Origin of the sequence: Bacillus sp. BPN334 (assembly GCF_008368885.1) — a bacterium.
Taxonomy (GTDB): domain Bacteria; phylum Bacillota; class Bacilli; order Bacillales; family Bacillaceae_G; genus Bacillus_A; species Bacillus_A wiedmannii.
This window is the reverse complement of sequence record NZ_QOZW01000006.1, coordinates 676,234-690,594: the sequence shown is the minus strand read 5'-3', so window position 1 is coordinate 690,594 and position 14,361 is coordinate 676,234. Positions and strand designations below refer to the sequence as shown.

Below are 14,361 nucleotides of genomic sequence, written 5' to 3'. Positions count from 1 at the left end.
ATAAAAAAACAGAAACTATTAAAAATAGTTTCTGTTTTTTTATTTCACCTCACAACAGTAAGATTTTTTATACTTTTTGCATGATAACTAAACCTTTGTAAAAAACACCGCTCATTTATTTCTTATACTCGTAATAAAATAAATAGAATGATTCATAGCCAATAATCATGTTTAAATTTATGAAAAATGGAGGTAACGGAATGTACCGAAGCAATTCAAATCATACAGATAACGGACCTTCCAAAGCACTGCCTCTCTCCCTATTTGATGTAAAAAATGAATTAAAACAAAAAAGCAAACTCATACATTCTGGCACGATGTATAAATTAACGAAAGAAGAGCAACTCATCATCAACAACATAAAAATACAAACAGAACAACTAAATAAAAATAATGTGACAAGAACACGCGCATACTACCAATTTTACATTCAATATCCAGAAATACATTGGGCACTACTTGGGCATATGGTATCACGTAACGGCGGTTGGAATATGACTGATTTAAAGGGCGATTTATATACGAAAATTTTATCAGAGAAAGATCAAATCACATTTTTTTCTTTTTTAGAAAGAGGAAATTGGCTTATTTTCCAAGATGTATATCCTCAATTTCTGCTTTATGAACAAAGTGTAAAAAGAGCACAAAAGCTATTTCACCTTCTCCCTCACCTAAATGTTTCTACATTTATGGAAACGATGTGGAACGATTTTTGGAAAACAGGTAACAAAAAAACATTAGCTATTGCAACTATTATTAATGAACAAAACTACTTAGAAAAAAGAGTGATTCAAAATATACAATTTAAAAAGACTGTACTTAATAGTATTGGATTTAAACTCTTTGATTTCTTTCAGTTTAATCATATCCTTTTCCCATTCTACGAAAATGATAAGAAACACAAAGTATTACTATTTGGTGATACAATGAAACATTTTACTTCCTTACACGAACGAATCTTAATTGGAAAAAGGTTGTATTCATTATTATTTCGAGACACACATGTTTTATCTCAAATAATAAGCTGGGCCCAGCACCATCCGCATACAGGATCAAGGAAAGATTACTGGCCCCATTTATTCTCAAGTGTAAATGAATCTTTTTCCCGTGAGTTTTATAAACGTCGAATAAAGAAATGCCAGTTGCGTACTGGCACCTATCGTATATACAGTCCTGCACTTATCTATGCATGGCGAGATATGAAGCATGAAGAAGTTGACAGTGAAGATTGGTTTACGGACTGGCAAGTTGTAAATTACTTAGTAGATAAGGAGGAAAATATAAATGGACAAATTACAGAAGACTACTGTAAAACACTCGAAAAAATTGAGTTGGCAATTCTTGCAAAGAAAAACGTCCTCCTTCGAGAAGAAGAATGATTTTCTAGCATTAGCAGTTACAATCTTACTCTCTTCTATTATCGGCACTTGCTTAGATGCTTTCTTTGTTGCAAAACAAATCTATTCCTTTCCCGTTAGACCATTCTCATCCATATTTTCAGTTAACATTGGCTTTACTTTGTTTGTACTACCGATTTTAACAACGATTTTCATACAAATTTCAAAAACATTATCTGCAGTTTCTAGAATTTTATTTATTGTTTCAATAGGTATTTGTGCTAGTATTTTTGAACAGATTGCAGAAAGATTCGGTTTCTTTATTCATAGCGTAGATTGGAATCATACATACTCTTTATTTGGCTATATGATTTTCTTTTCTTTTATTTTGAAAACATATCATTTCATACAAAAATAAAGAGACCATAATCGATCTCTTCTTAAGCATAATCTTCAGTTATTGTTAATGATATAGGATTTTGAAGACTTTTTGAACGTAAACGATAGGCAACGATTTTCTTCTTATATTGCTTGATTACATCAACATGTTCCTCATGGCTATACAGAGAAAATCTAATCTCTTTATTCCCTTTCTTCGTATTAATAACGATTGGTGTTCCTTCCCCGTGCGGTGGGAAATAATGTTTATCTAAAAATAAAGCCTCATTAAATTCATGAATAACTTGTAGTTTCATTTCTCCCACTATATTTTTTCCATCTATCGATATAGAGGTATTCTCTTCTTCAAGTTTTTGATGCAATTCAAATCTACTAATAATTGATTCTACAACAGAAGTTGGCATACTAGAAACTAGTACTTTAAGAGCGCCAAAAATAAATAATGTAACTATAAACCATGTTGTCATTTTCATCATCTCCATTATATTTTAAAATATAAATTTCGTTCCATAAGGTATAAATATACTAATGAGTATTCCGGTTACAATCATCGTCACTGAACCGATCGTCGCCTCTTTCTCGCCTTCCTTCACGAGACGGCTCACACCAATAATATGTGATGCGCAGCCCATCCCCACTCCTTTTCCAATCGTACTTGTTATACGGAAAAACTTAAGTACTGTTGGTCCGATAATAGCACCTGTTATTCCTGCAACAACTACAAAACTAGAAGTCATAGATGGAATACCACCAATTTGATCCGCTAATGAAATGGCGATAGGCATCGTCGCTAATTGCGGCAGTGTTGTTAATATGAGTTCCTTATCTATATTTAACATTCCGCCTATCACTACATTCATACTCGTTAAAGCCACTATACCTACCGCTACGCCGATAAGTATCGACAAAAAATTTTTCATAAGTATATTTCGCTCTTTAAATAAAGGTATCGCTAACGCTACAATTGCAGGACTCAATAAGCCGGAAAGAATGTCTCCCCCATTTTCTCTATACTCATGATGAGAAATACCCAAAATCAGAAATAAGCAAATCATACTTGCTGTAACTGTTAACACCGGTAACGTAAATGGAAACGGAATTTTTTTATATAACTTTGTCGCCAATACATACATTACTACAGTAATAATAATTAAGACCATTTGCATCTTGCACCTTGTCGATTTTATTTTTTTGATGCTACTAATAATTGACTTATATACCCTGAAACAATCAATGTTACTATTGTGCTTGCAACTACTAAAAGGAATATAACACTCCCCTTACTGAAAAGAAAAGACCCATATTCCATCAGCCCTGTTGTCGAAGGAATTAGAAATAACGGTAAAAATATAATTAACTTTTCCGCACCTTCCTCAAACCACTTTAATGGTAAAATACGAGTAGCAAGGAGTAAAAACAGCATTAACATCCCTATTAAACTTCCTGGCATTGATAAATGGAATACTTCCTGAATCCACGTACCAACTAAGCTAAATACATATAGCACGCCTACTTGAAGTAAAAGCGTCACGTACTTCATTTCTTTCCCTCATTTCAATATGCATCACTATTATGAAATCTCGTTTAATGTTTCCGCAAACCTCGTGATTCCCAGTTGAATTTGTTCGACATCTACTCTTCCAAAAGTAAAACGAATATATTCACTTTTAGTACCTAAAACACTTCCTGGGACAAACGCTACACCATTTCGTATAGATTCGCCTAATAAATGATATTCATCAAACGTTCCTTGCACTTTGCACCATAAATGTATTCCACCCTCTGGAACAAAAAATTCAACCTGGTCCCCCAATATTTCTTCGAGCTTTCTAATTAACACATCTCTTCTTTCTTTCAATTGTTCACGAAGCATTGCAATATGTGCATGAAAATCTGCTGATTCTAAAAACTGATTTGCCACCCACTGCGTAAATACACTATGGCCAAAATCAACTTGCTGCTTCGCATCTGCTAAACGTTCTATTACACGTGTAGGGCCAATTACCCAGCCAATACGTAATCCTGATGCAACAATTTTTGATAATGAACTTATATAAAGAACATTCCCGTTTTGATCCATTGATTTTAATGTTGGATTCACTTCTCCATTAAATGAAGTTAAACTATACGGATCATCTTCTACAATCGGTATCCCAAATTCAGAAGACAGTTCTAAAATTTTTTTACGTCTCGCCAATGAAAGCACAGTTCCCGTTGGATTTTGATAATCTGGATTCAAAAACACCATACGAATACGATGCTTTTTATGCAAATCAATTAAATCATCTGGATTCATTCCATACTGATCAACAGGTAAATGGAATATTTTTAAGCCAGCGGATTTAAACATCGGCAATGAGAAACAATACGAAGGGTCCTCAATTGCAATCGCATCGCCAGGTTTTAATAAGCATTGAACGATAAGATTAAGTGCCTGTTGTGCGCCAGATGTAATAAGGATAGAATTCGAATCCGCTTCAATTTGTTTATATTGCTGAACATGTGCTGCAATTGTTTTTCTCAACATTTCATTTCCAAGTGGATGGTCATAACCGAGGTTCCCCATAAATGTTTTCTCCGACAAAATCGTTCGGAATCTATCACTCGGAATTAATTCTGGTGACAATTCACCACTCGCTAAATTAATTAAGTCATCTTTTTGTGTTTCCGTTCTAATTTGTTGAACGAGTGGTACATTAGGTAAGAACGATCCATCCTCAACGTACCTACCCCAGTTCGGTATTCGTTTATGTGAAACACCCCATATGTCTGTATTTACCCGTGTTCCGCTTCCTTTTTGCCGTTCTACTACTCCCAGTGATTTTAATTCTTCATATGCAGCTACTATCGTACTTCGGTTCACCTGTAATTCTTTCGCTAACGTACGCTCAGAAGGTAACTTGCTGTCAGAAGGAAACTCACCTGAAGAAATACCCCTTTCAATATAATCCGCTATTTGTTTATATACAGGCGTCTTATCTGCACGATTTGGTTTCCATTCCACCTTCTTGCCCCTCTCAAAACGAAATATACTTGATTTCCTACTAACAGTATTGACTGTAATAATAGTATTAATTAAGCGCATGATTTAAAAACATTTTTACAGTCCTATTAAAGCTAGTCGGCTGTTCTAAATAAGGTAAGTGACCACTACTTTTCAACTCAATGAAAGTTGTATTTTTCAAATGTCGTTCAAACTCTCTTACATATTTCTCAGGGACAAAATCATCATTTTCCCCTCTTATAATTAAAATAGGACATGAAATATTTGATAGAAACGGTCTTTGATCATAGTCCACTAATTCAGCAAATAACCTTTGAATATGCACCGAATTAATTGACTGTAAAGATTGATAAAATCCCCTGACAATTACTTCATTATCTGCTACTCCCATCGCCTTCAATAATGTATCCGCCCATGTTTTTCCGTCATCGTGCAAGCTAAGTAAATCATATACTTCAATTCGTTCTTTTCGATCTTCAGGCTCCAAATAGGGAAATGCATTTACAACAATTAAGCTAGAAACAAAGCCTGGATATTGAATAGCAAAATCGATACCGACTCTAGCTCCTTTTGAAAGACCACACATAACTACTTTTTGTAGCTTTAAATAACTGCATAACTCATACAAAACATTTGTATATTCTTTAAAAGGGATTTCCAGCCCTTCAGATTTCCCATGCCCCGGTAAATCAAGAGAAATCACCGTCCAATTCTCTTTGAAATATTGCCTTTGATATAGCCAATTGTTTGCGTTCCCACCAAGACCGTGTATTAACAATATAACAGGGCCCGACCCTTCTATATTGTAAGAAATTTTCCAATTATTATATTCAAAATACATATTCATCACCTTCAGCTATAACGTCACTTACTCTTATCTTTGAATGAATATATCCAAAATGGTTCCTTTTCTAACCACTCTACTATTTCCGGTACACCTTCTTCATACTCTCTTTTTAGTTCCGTTACTTTCGTCGCAAATTGTGATGCATGTGCTTGCAATGCCTCTAACTTTTTGGGAACATATTCTTTCACTTCATTTTTAAAATGCGGAGGACCTATTTCCGCTTCATGATTCTTCGAAAAAGCTACCGCATAAAATGTTGGCCTTTTATATTCCGGAATATTAGCTAACACCTCTGCTACCGCTTCTCCTGTTGCATCATGATCTGGATGAACCGCATATCCCGGATAAAAAGAAATGACTAACGAAGGATTCAATTCTTCTACACATTTTTGTATTACACATCTTAACTCTCCGGGAGTTTCAAATTCCAGGATTTTATCACGATATCCCATCATACGTACATCTTTAATCCCTAAAATATTTGTAGCCCTCTTTAGTTCCTTCTCTCTTATAACATATAATGATTCACGTGTTGCAAAAGGAGGATTTCCCATCGTCCTCCCCATTTCCCCTAACGTTAAGCAAACATAAGTAAGAGGAACATTTCGCTGCGCATAAGCTAAAATTGTACCTGCCACGCAATATGACTCATCATCTGGATGCGGAAATACAATTAAAACGTGGCGTTCATTTTTTATCAAAATCATACTCCTCCATCATACACAATATTAACCTTTTTCTTTCAAAACTATTAAATCACTACCGCATACCACGTTACCCCAACAAGTAGTACGAAAAGAAGGAGAATATAAATAGTTGATAAGTTTTTCACATTTCTCTTTGTAGACTTGCCGTAATTCTCCTCCACATTTCGTGCAACTAGCACGGTCCCAAACAGCGATACAATTACAATAATAATCACTAGTGAAATTGCAAAACTCATTGTATTTTCACCTCTCTAAAGACAATCTATTTTAATAAAGAACTTCCTCTTTAAAACATTAATAACATACTACCTTTCTTCTCTTATCATAATGTATGTTTGCAAAAAACGGACCAACCACTTTTGTGTTTTTTTGCTCATCCACTTTGAAAATAAAAAACAACTGATCACTTTGGACTCAGTTGCTTTTCACACGATAAATTATTTTCTTTTTTTATTTGAAATTAATTCGATTTAAAAGTTTAGTCTTTTCATAATGAAACATCGATTGAGATAACTCGAAAATTGTCCCGTTTACAAGACATACTGTATTTTCAATAAGAAGCGCCGGCTCACCTTCATTTAATTCTAACAGCTGCGCGTTTTCTTTATTTACTTTTTCACAACTAATAACTTTATCGGCAAAGCCAATATTTAATCGTAAATCTTCAATGAAATAACTGTATACAGAGCTTAATGCTATTTCTTTATTCAAATATGGAATAATATCCTTTTTGAAATAACTTACTTCAATAGAGAATGGTTTACCATCTACAATTCTTAAACGCTTCAAAAAATATATTCTAGTTCCAGCTTCGCATTGCATCCGCTTTGCTATATCTTCATCCGCATCTATTACTTCAAGCTCTAACACTCTCGTTTTAATATTTTGCGAAACGAGATTTTTCGTTAATCCACGTAAACTTCCTAAATTAATGTAATCTGTTACAGAAGTTTCGCGTAAAAACATACCACTACCTTGCACTTGAAAAATATAACCTCTATTTACAAGCTGGCTACTTACTTTACGTATCGTATTACGGCTTACTTCAAATCGATTCATCAACGCTTCTTCTGTAGGTAGTTTTTTCGTTTCATTAAAAAGCCCATCTCGAATGTTTTGCTCTAACACATCTGCAATTTGTTTATACTTTGCACTCATACACTTTCTCCTAAAATACTCTTTTATCTGTTATAACTCTTCTCCTCTCGTTTCGATCACATGTTTATACCAATGAAACGAAAGTTTTTTCTTACGTTTTAAGTTATCATTATGATCGACAAAAATAAAGCCATATTGCTTTTTATATCCATTTAACCAACTTAATAAATCAATTACTGACCATGCATAATAACCTTTTAAATTGATTCCCTCTTCAATTGCACGCTTTATTATTTTTAAATGCTTTTCAATAAATTTAATTCTCGGAACATCTACAACTTCTCCTTCAATGATTGGATCTTCATCACCAAGTCCATTTTCCGTTACATACATCTTTATGTCACCGTAACGCTCTTTCAACATATGCAATCCATCTAAGAAACCTTCGGGAGATATTTCCCATCCCCATTTTGTATATGTTTTATCATCCATTTTTACTGTTCGATAAAAACCATCAAAAGAAGGATTACCTGGAGCAAGTGTTGAGTTTTCTCGAGAATGCTCATCGCTCTTTATATCCATATCGTATCTTTCTACTCGTATTGGTTGATAATAATTCAAGCCAATAAAATCATTCTTTTCGGCATTTTGTTTAATGATTTCTAATTCTTCAACCGTCCAATTAGGAGTCCACCCTTTTTCCTTTAATTGTTGAACAACATAAGGTGGGTACTCACCTTTTAAAACTGGATCATAATACCAATACGTTTCATATTCATTCGCATGATTTGCTGCTAGTATATTTTCTTTTTCATCATCCACACTATAAGCAGGTAAGAAAACATGTGTAATCCCAATCTCCCCATATTGTTTCAGCTGCTTGTACACCGCAACTGTTTTCGCATGCGCATAAAATACATAATGAGTCGCTTGAAAATACTTTGGAACATCATTTTGTATTCCTGGTGGATGTGCACCTTTTAAATAGCCTAATCCACAAAACATTACGGTTTCATTAAAAGTAATCCAATGTTTCACTCTATCACCAAATGCCTTAAAGCAAATTTCGGCATACTTTACAAAAGCATCTGCTGTTCGTTTATTCGTCCACCCACCATCCTTTTCTAACGGTAATGGTAGATCCCAATGATATAAAGTGACAAACGGTACAATCCCGTACTTTAAACATTCATCAATTAAATTGTTATAAAATTTAATGCCTTTTTCATTTACCTCTCCATCTCCAGTCGGCAATATTCTCGCCCAAGAAATCGAAAAACGATATGATTCCAATCCCATCTCAGCCATTAAACGAACATCTTCCTTATATCGATGATAATGATCAACCGCTACATCACCATTTGTTCCATTGTATGTTTTGCCAGGAATTTTTGAAAACTCATCCCAATTCGTAACACCTTTTCCATCCTCATTCCATGCACCTTCTACTTGATAAGAAGCTGAAGCAGCTCCGAATAAAAAATCATGTGGAAACTTCATAGTATATACCTCCATTTCATTAGAATAAATCAAATTCATTATTACATATAAAGTTTGTAGGTACAAATTTAAATAATTATTATATAATAAGTTTCTGTTTTTCACTATAATTAAACATAGCATTCACACCATTTACAAAAAAAGAACCTATGAAGGTCCTTTTTCAAATTGTGCAACGCAGCACTATATTGAGTATCTTAAAGTTTATACTACTGATAAATGTTAACAAACTTATTCTTCAATAATGAATTGTGAAATGAGCATTTCTAAATTTTCGACTTTCTTTTTCATTTCATTAGATTTCGTCGTTATTTCTTGAATCAATGTGGCTTGTGCTTGAATTGATTGTACCGTTCGATTCGTTTCTTGTGCGACTTGTGTTGCAGTTTCAGAAACTATTGATAAAGAGGCATTCACTTCTTCTGTCCCAGCAGACATTTCTTCTGTGGCAGCAGACACTTCTTGAATTTGGGACGTTATTCTATTAATATCTTGCATAATAGATGAAAAAGCGAGTTCTGCCTTATGTGCCGCTTCTTTACCACCACTAGCCTGTTGTTGACCTTTTTTCATTACATGAACTGTATCCTGTGTATCTTGATGTATAAAACGTATTAAATTATTTATATCATTTACAGATGTTTTAGATTTCTCAGCCAGACCTCTTACTTCAGCTGCAACTACTGCAAATCCTTTTCCATTTTCTCCGGCGCGTGCTGCCTCAATTGCAGCGTTTAAGGCCAGTAAATTCGTTTGTTCTGCAATATTAGTAATAACATCTAGCGCTTCTTCAATTTGTTGTGTCCGCGTAACAAGTCTATCAATGACCTTAGAAGTTTCTTCAACAACTTCATTCACACTATTCATTTGACGAATAGATTGTTTTATAACTTCACTACCAGAATTTGCTTGGTCTATTGTTGTAACAGCAACTTCAGCAACCATCGCTGAAGATTCAGCTACTGTTTGAACTCCAGTTGCAATTTCTTCCATCGAAGTTGAACTTTCTTGAATACTAGTCACTTGTCCCTCTATTTCTTTATTTATTTCAGAAGTAGTTCGAACAACCTCGTTTGATATATGTGCTGCCGTTTTTGTCTCTTGTAACATATTTTCAGTTGAAATAATCACTTCTTTCGCTGTAACCTTCACCTGACCGACTAATTGTTGCAAGTTATCTAACATACTATTAAAGGATTGTACAATATGGCCTAATTCGTTCTCGGATTTATAAGAAGTTCGAATTGTTAAATCTCCAGCAGATACTCGTTCCATATCTTTTTGTAATAATACAATTGGTTTTTTTATAACATTTTTTATTATAAAACCAATAAAAATAATTATTATGATTCCAACAAATGAAATAATTACAAATGTTATTATCGTATTTTTCACACTATTGATATTCTCTTTTTGTAGTTGTTCAGCCGCGGTATTATTATATAAAATAAGTTCACGGATAGACTGAATTGTTTTTCCCATATTAGGCTCAATTTCTTTTAAATAATAGCTATACGCTTCTTCATTATTAGTCAGTCCCAAGTCCTGTGCTTTCTTCATTTGTATTCTTAAATCTTTGAATTGACTTTGAAATGCATTATACAAGCCCTTTTCTTTATGAGAACTAATTCTAGTTTCAAATTGTTTTAATAACTCATCATTTTCTTTCCTAGTCTTATCCATTTCTGTTATTAGTTCTTTCATTCTTTTTTCATCTTTCGATATCATAATCTCCATAAAATTCATATTCACATGGTAAAAATTTGATTCTACAGTTCCTATCCATTCAATTGGTAATAGCCTTTCGTCATACATACTAGAAGATGTATTTTCACCTTTTTGAAGCCCTAGAAACCCCAGAGAAGATAACATGATGCACGCCAAACTCGATATAATGACTAACACATTTAATTTCGTTCCAATTTTACTATTTTTAATAAAAGACAATAAATCCACCTCATCTGTATATTACACTTATATGTTTTATATTACAATATTAATCGACATTTATCGACAATTTTTTTCGTGTCGATTTTATAACCGTATTAAATTATTATATTAACTATATAAACCTATTCAAAGAACTTTGATTCTCATAATATTAAATACTAAAAAGTCTTATGGGAATTCCACAAGACTTTTAATAGCGTTACATTGTTTCTATGAAATTATGGTGAAACTTAAAGTGACTTATTAGTTCTTATAACTTCTTGATAGAGAATCGGTGACCACTTATCACTAACATAATCTTGGATCACCCAACCAACTCTTTTGGGATCCTCTTGTTTAATATATGCCGCAATTTCGGGATTTATATAAGAGGCATAATAATATGGACTATTCCATGCTGTACCACCAGAAGACAAGCTTGTAAAATTAATATATAGATGATTTAAATCCTCACTATTGTTAATCGTTTCATTTATCGTCTCTTTAATAGATTTTACTTTCTCATCATAACTCACTTTATATTTATCTTGTACTGTTACATTTATATTTTGATTTACAGTTGTCGTAAACGTCTCATTATCTGGCCAATAAAAATTATTATACCCTCCAGATTCATTACTACCACTATATCTTTTTAGTAGTACAATTTTCCCTCGAGCATCTCCAAGTTTTATATTTCCTTCTGTTTTTAAAAAGATAGGATCAACAAAATAATTTTTTTCAAACGTATTACTAAATGAACCTTCTGCCCCTTTCATATCCTCATACTCTTTTTTTAAAGACATAATAATTGTTTCACTTGGGTTATCTTTTAAAAATTGTTTCGCTTCGTTTATGAATTCATGCAGTGTTACATAAAGAAATAATGGCCCATGATGAAGAACTATCGTATTATCATCTGTTAAACGGCCTCTTATATCAAAAATGCGAGCTCCATGATCCATTTGATAACGAAAATCATACTCTTGCGTCATTCCCCATACTTGCTTTATTGGATTTTGTAATTTGAACGTACCACTATCATGTGTTCCTGGAATTGAAATTCGTGCTAACGGGATGTTATCAGGTATAGGTTGCATCCATTTTGACCAATTTTCAAGTTCAATAACAGAACTAGCTGCAACGACTTGCTTATCATGTAAAGCAAATACAGATGTGATAAATATCATACTACATATGAATAATTTCAAAATAAACTTCTTATTGCTCATTATTATTCCTCCTTTTTCTGTTTTACATCAAACTTATTGAATATAATATAATCTGGTGAGTAAAAAATAAATAATATTTCATCAATATGAAATATTGCATAGAAGTAAAGTTAAAAAATCATTCACATATACTGAATTAGAAAAATTTAAAGGAACTTCATCTGAAGTTCCTTTCGTTTATTTTATATTCAATATATATGAACCATCTTTATTCTCATACTTATAAACATATAAATAATATTTACCTGGCTTTGCATTATAAGTTCCCTTAACTACATTCCCTTCATTTTCACCATATGCTACATAGTTGTTTAAATCTGATTCATGATGAAGTACCCATGTCATTCCAATGTTTTGTTCATTTAGTAGAGAAATATTAATATTCTCTGGTGAGTCAATTTGGAAAGTAAATACATCTACCTTATCCCGATTATGTAGTGTTCCTTTCATTGGTGTATGAAAGTTAACTTTATTTGCCTGTCTAGGTTCATTATTTGGTTCATTTTCTGTTACTTGTAACTCATTCCCACCGTTCGGCTCTCTTTGTTCATACCCTAAGTTTACTAGTATAGACTTCAAATCTGGTAAAACACCAATTTTATCTGCATATGGATTTTTAGATTTCGTTCCAGTGTTATGGTTACTTAATATCGTTCTTAATTCACTCGGTCTATACGGTTGTCCTGAATTTTTTTTAGCAATGCTTTGTACTAAAGTCGCTGCCCCAGCAATAATTGGCGAAGCACTAGATGTTCCACTAAAGCTTGTAGTATAAAGATTTACAGCACTTCTACTTTGCTCGGCTTTAGTTGTATCTACATTTTCTCCCCACCCGTACACATCAATCCGACTTCCATAATTTGAAAACCACATACGCTCATGAGGGAATGTTGAAGAGCCCGCTCCTACCATAATTGCACCTGAATCTTTAAAATCTTTACTATTACGATTTAAAACTTGTTTACCATTTCTATCTTTAAATTGATCTAAATCATTCCAGCCATTTGCTCCAGCCTCTATAATTACAACACCTTTATCTGTACCAGCACGAATTGCATCAAAGATATCTGGTTGTACTTCAACAGGTAAATATTTATCACCATATCCATCAAAGGAAGCTTGTGCCTCTAATAATAAAACATCCCCAGCTTCTAAATGATTTACAGCACTTAATATTGCATCAGCTGTATTATACTGTCCGTTATCTCTTATTTGAGAAATCACTTTCGCTTTCGCTTTTGGCGCAATCCCAATATTCCCCACTTCATTATCTTCGGAGGATACAATTCCTAGTACAGACGTCCCATGTCCAACATGCTGATCTATATTTCTTCCAGACATTAATTCAATATTTTGATGTACTAAATCCTCATGATTTAATAACCATCCATATTCCATATCAACAAAAGTTATACCATTTCCATTACCGCCTTGAACTCCCCAGGCGAAAGGCGCATTAATACCGTATGGTGCTGCTTCAAGGTAACCTTGTTTTTTATATCTAGGATTGTTATTAGGATTAAAAGATACACTTAATGGTTGTACTTCCGGTGGCGTTATTTTTTCTTGTTTTTTCATATACACATCTTCTATTAAAGAAGATGCCTTTAACTTATCTACTAGTTCTTCTTTCTGCCCACCATTTTGAGTTTGAAGAATATAGTAGTTTAATAAACTTGTAGATACATTATTGGGTGCTTTCACTTCAAGGTCTTGTATTTCTTCTGGACTTACAGATGTGAATAAACGAGTGAATGTTACATCTGGATATTCTACCAAAAGATCTTCTAGTACTTTATCACTTGCTTGAGCTTGTATCTGTTTTTCAATACCATCTTCATATGGTAATTTCAAATCCGCATTGAATTTTACAATGATTTGTTTATCTGTTTCTTGTTCTATCCCTAATTTACTCTGCTGTTCTATAGAATCAGCATTTACAATATTGACAGTGTCCCCTATTCCTAAAAATGTTGAAATGATTACAGCTGAAACAGATATTCTTTTAAAGATATTCATTACATCACTCCTCCAACTTAAAAATCATTATATCAATCTATAATGATTTAACTTCTATAACATATAAAGTTACCTTTCTACTAAATAGATTATAGTAATCAGCAATATGAACTTCAATGTATTTTCATATGCAATATTTCATATTTGGACTCTACACTGCATAAATAAAAAACTTATGATGATTATTTATTTTATACGTGCTAATATACTTATATTAAAATATTATACATAGATATTCTGAACTACATTACTTAACAGTTTCACCTTAATTTTTTCTAGGAGGATTTAC

Annotated in this window: 14 protein-coding genes; 2 read left to right on the top strand and 12 right to left on the bottom strand. The window is 33.1% G+C overall.

Annotated features, from left to right (window positions below):
- Positions 1-200 precede the first annotated feature (200 nt).
- Positions 201-1,379: a DUF2515 domain-containing protein gene (locus DN393_RS10600; protein WP_064469407.1), complete on the top strand. Its 1,179-nt coding sequence runs from the start codon at positions 201-203 to the stop codon at positions 1,377-1,379.
- Complete coding sequence (locus DN393_RS10595; protein ID WP_088047322.1) at positions 1,342-1,755, top strand: CBO0543 family protein; 414 nt, start codon at positions 1,342-1,344, stop codon at positions 1,753-1,755. The genes DN393_RS10600 and DN393_RS10595 overlap by 38 nt, the downstream gene beginning before the upstream one ends.
- 22 nt (positions 1,756-1,777) lie before the next feature.
- Here DN393_RS10595 and DN393_RS10590 read toward each other — a convergent pair whose 3' ends face one another.
- From DN393_RS10590 to DN393_RS10535, 12 genes are all read right to left on the bottom strand, one after another.
- Positions 1,778-2,203 carry a YfmQ family protein gene (locus DN393_RS10590; RefSeq protein WP_064469405.1) on the bottom strand — a complete coding sequence of 142 codons (426 nt, stop codon included), beginning with the start codon at positions 2,201-2,203 and terminating at the stop codon, positions 1,778-1,780.
- Positions 2,204-2,224: 21 nt separating this feature from the next.
- The gene (locus tag DN393_RS10585) at positions 2,225-2,896 is read right to left on the bottom strand and encodes an LrgB family protein (RefSeq protein ID WP_048545914.1); all 672 of its coding nucleotides are present in this window, start codon (positions 2,894-2,896) and stop codon (positions 2,225-2,227) included.
- Positions 2,897-2,919: 23 nt separating this feature from the next.
- On the bottom strand, positions 2,920-3,276 hold the full coding sequence (locus tag DN393_RS10580) for a CidA/LrgA family holin-like protein (RefSeq protein WP_000878487.1): 357 nt from the start codon (positions 3,274-3,276) through the stop codon (positions 2,920-2,922).
- A 30-nt stretch (positions 3,277-3,306) separates the two neighbouring features.
- A complete protein-coding gene (gene pdxR, locus DN393_RS10575) occupies positions 3,307-4,740 on the bottom strand; it encodes a MocR-like pyridoxine biosynthesis transcription factor PdxR (RefSeq protein ID WP_064469404.1) in 1,434 nt (477 codons plus the stop codon).
- A gap of 67 nt (positions 4,741-4,807) precedes the next feature.
- A complete protein-coding gene (locus DN393_RS10570; protein WP_064475045.1) occupies positions 4,808-5,581 on the bottom strand; it encodes an alpha/beta fold hydrolase in 774 nt (257 codons plus the stop codon).
- A 23-nt stretch (positions 5,582-5,604) separates the two neighbouring features.
- A complete protein-coding gene (bshB2, locus tag DN393_RS10565; RefSeq protein ID WP_064469420.1) occupies positions 5,605-6,285 on the bottom strand; it encodes a bacillithiol biosynthesis deacetylase BshB2 in 681 nt (226 codons plus the stop codon).
- A gap of 53 nt (positions 6,286-6,338) precedes the next feature.
- Positions 6,339-6,530 carry a hypothetical protein gene (locus DN393_RS10560; protein ID WP_098103487.1) on the bottom strand — a complete coding sequence of 64 codons (192 nt, stop codon included), beginning with the start codon at positions 6,528-6,530 and terminating at the stop codon, positions 6,339-6,341.
- Positions 6,531-6,744: 214 nt separating this feature from the next.
- Positions 6,745-7,452, bottom strand: coding sequence for a GntR family transcriptional regulator (locus DN393_RS10555; protein WP_064469403.1), 708 nt, complete (start codon positions 7,450-7,452; stop codon positions 6,745-6,747).
- A gap of 30 nt (positions 7,453-7,482) precedes the next feature.
- Positions 7,483-8,892, bottom strand: a complete 1,410-nt coding sequence (locus DN393_RS10550) for a glycoside hydrolase family 1 protein (RefSeq protein ID WP_064469402.1) — start codon at positions 8,890-8,892, stop codon at positions 7,483-7,485.
- Positions 8,893-9,123: 231 nt separating this feature from the next.
- Positions 9,124-10,839 (bottom strand): methyl-accepting chemotaxis protein, encoded by a 1,716-nt coding sequence (locus tag DN393_RS10545; RefSeq protein WP_064475044.1) that lies wholly within the window; start codon positions 10,837-10,839, stop codon positions 9,124-9,126.
- 233 nt (positions 10,840-11,072) lie between these two features.
- Complete coding sequence (locus DN393_RS10540) at positions 11,073-12,053, bottom strand: phosphatidylinositol-specific phospholipase C (protein ID WP_064475043.1); 981 nt, start codon at positions 12,051-12,053, stop codon at positions 11,073-11,075.
- A 177-nt stretch (positions 12,054-12,230) separates the two neighbouring features.
- Positions 12,231-14,072: a S8 family peptidase gene (locus DN393_RS10535; protein WP_064475042.1), complete on the bottom strand. Its 1,842-nt coding sequence runs from the start codon at positions 14,070-14,072 to the stop codon at positions 12,231-12,233.
- Positions 14,073-14,361: the final 289 nt, after the last annotated feature.

Bases quoted from the DNA above. Each gene is read 5' to 3' on its own strand.
- DN393_RS10600 (WP_064469407.1), top strand. From the start codon at position 201: ATGTACCGAAGCAATTCAAATCATACAGATAACGGACCTTCCAAAGCA.
- DN393_RS10590 (WP_064469405.1), bottom strand. From the start codon at position 2,203: ATGACAACATGGTTTATAGTTACATTATTTATTTTTGGCGCTCTTAAA.
- DN393_RS10585 (WP_048545914.1), bottom strand. From the start codon at position 2,896: ATGGTCTTAATTATTATTACTGTAGTAATGTATGTATTGGCGACAAAG.
- DN393_RS10580 (WP_000878487.1), bottom strand. From the start codon at position 3,276: ATGAAGTACGTGACGCTTTTACTTCAAGTAGGCGTGCTATATGTATTT.
- DN393_RS10570 (WP_064475045.1), bottom strand. From the start codon at position 5,581: ATGTATTTTGAATATAATAATTGGAAAATTTCTTACAATATAGAAGGG.
- DN393_RS10560 (WP_098103487.1), bottom strand. From the start codon at position 6,530: ATGAGTTTTGCAATTTCACTAGTGATTATTATTGTAATTGTATCGCTG.
- DN393_RS10555 (WP_064469403.1), bottom strand. From the start codon at position 7,452: ATGAGTGCAAAGTATAAACAAATTGCAGATGTGTTAGAGCAAAACATT.
- DN393_RS10550 (WP_064469402.1), bottom strand. From the start codon at position 8,892: ATGAAGTTTCCACATGATTTTTTATTCGGAGCTGCTTCAGCTTCTTAT.
- DN393_RS10540 (WP_064475043.1), bottom strand. From the start codon at position 12,053: ATGAGCAATAAGAAGTTTATTTTGAAATTATTCATATGTAGTATGATA.
- DN393_RS10535 (WP_064475042.1), bottom strand. From the start codon at position 14,072: ATGAATATCTTTAAAAGAATATCTGTTTCAGCTGTAATCATTTCAACA.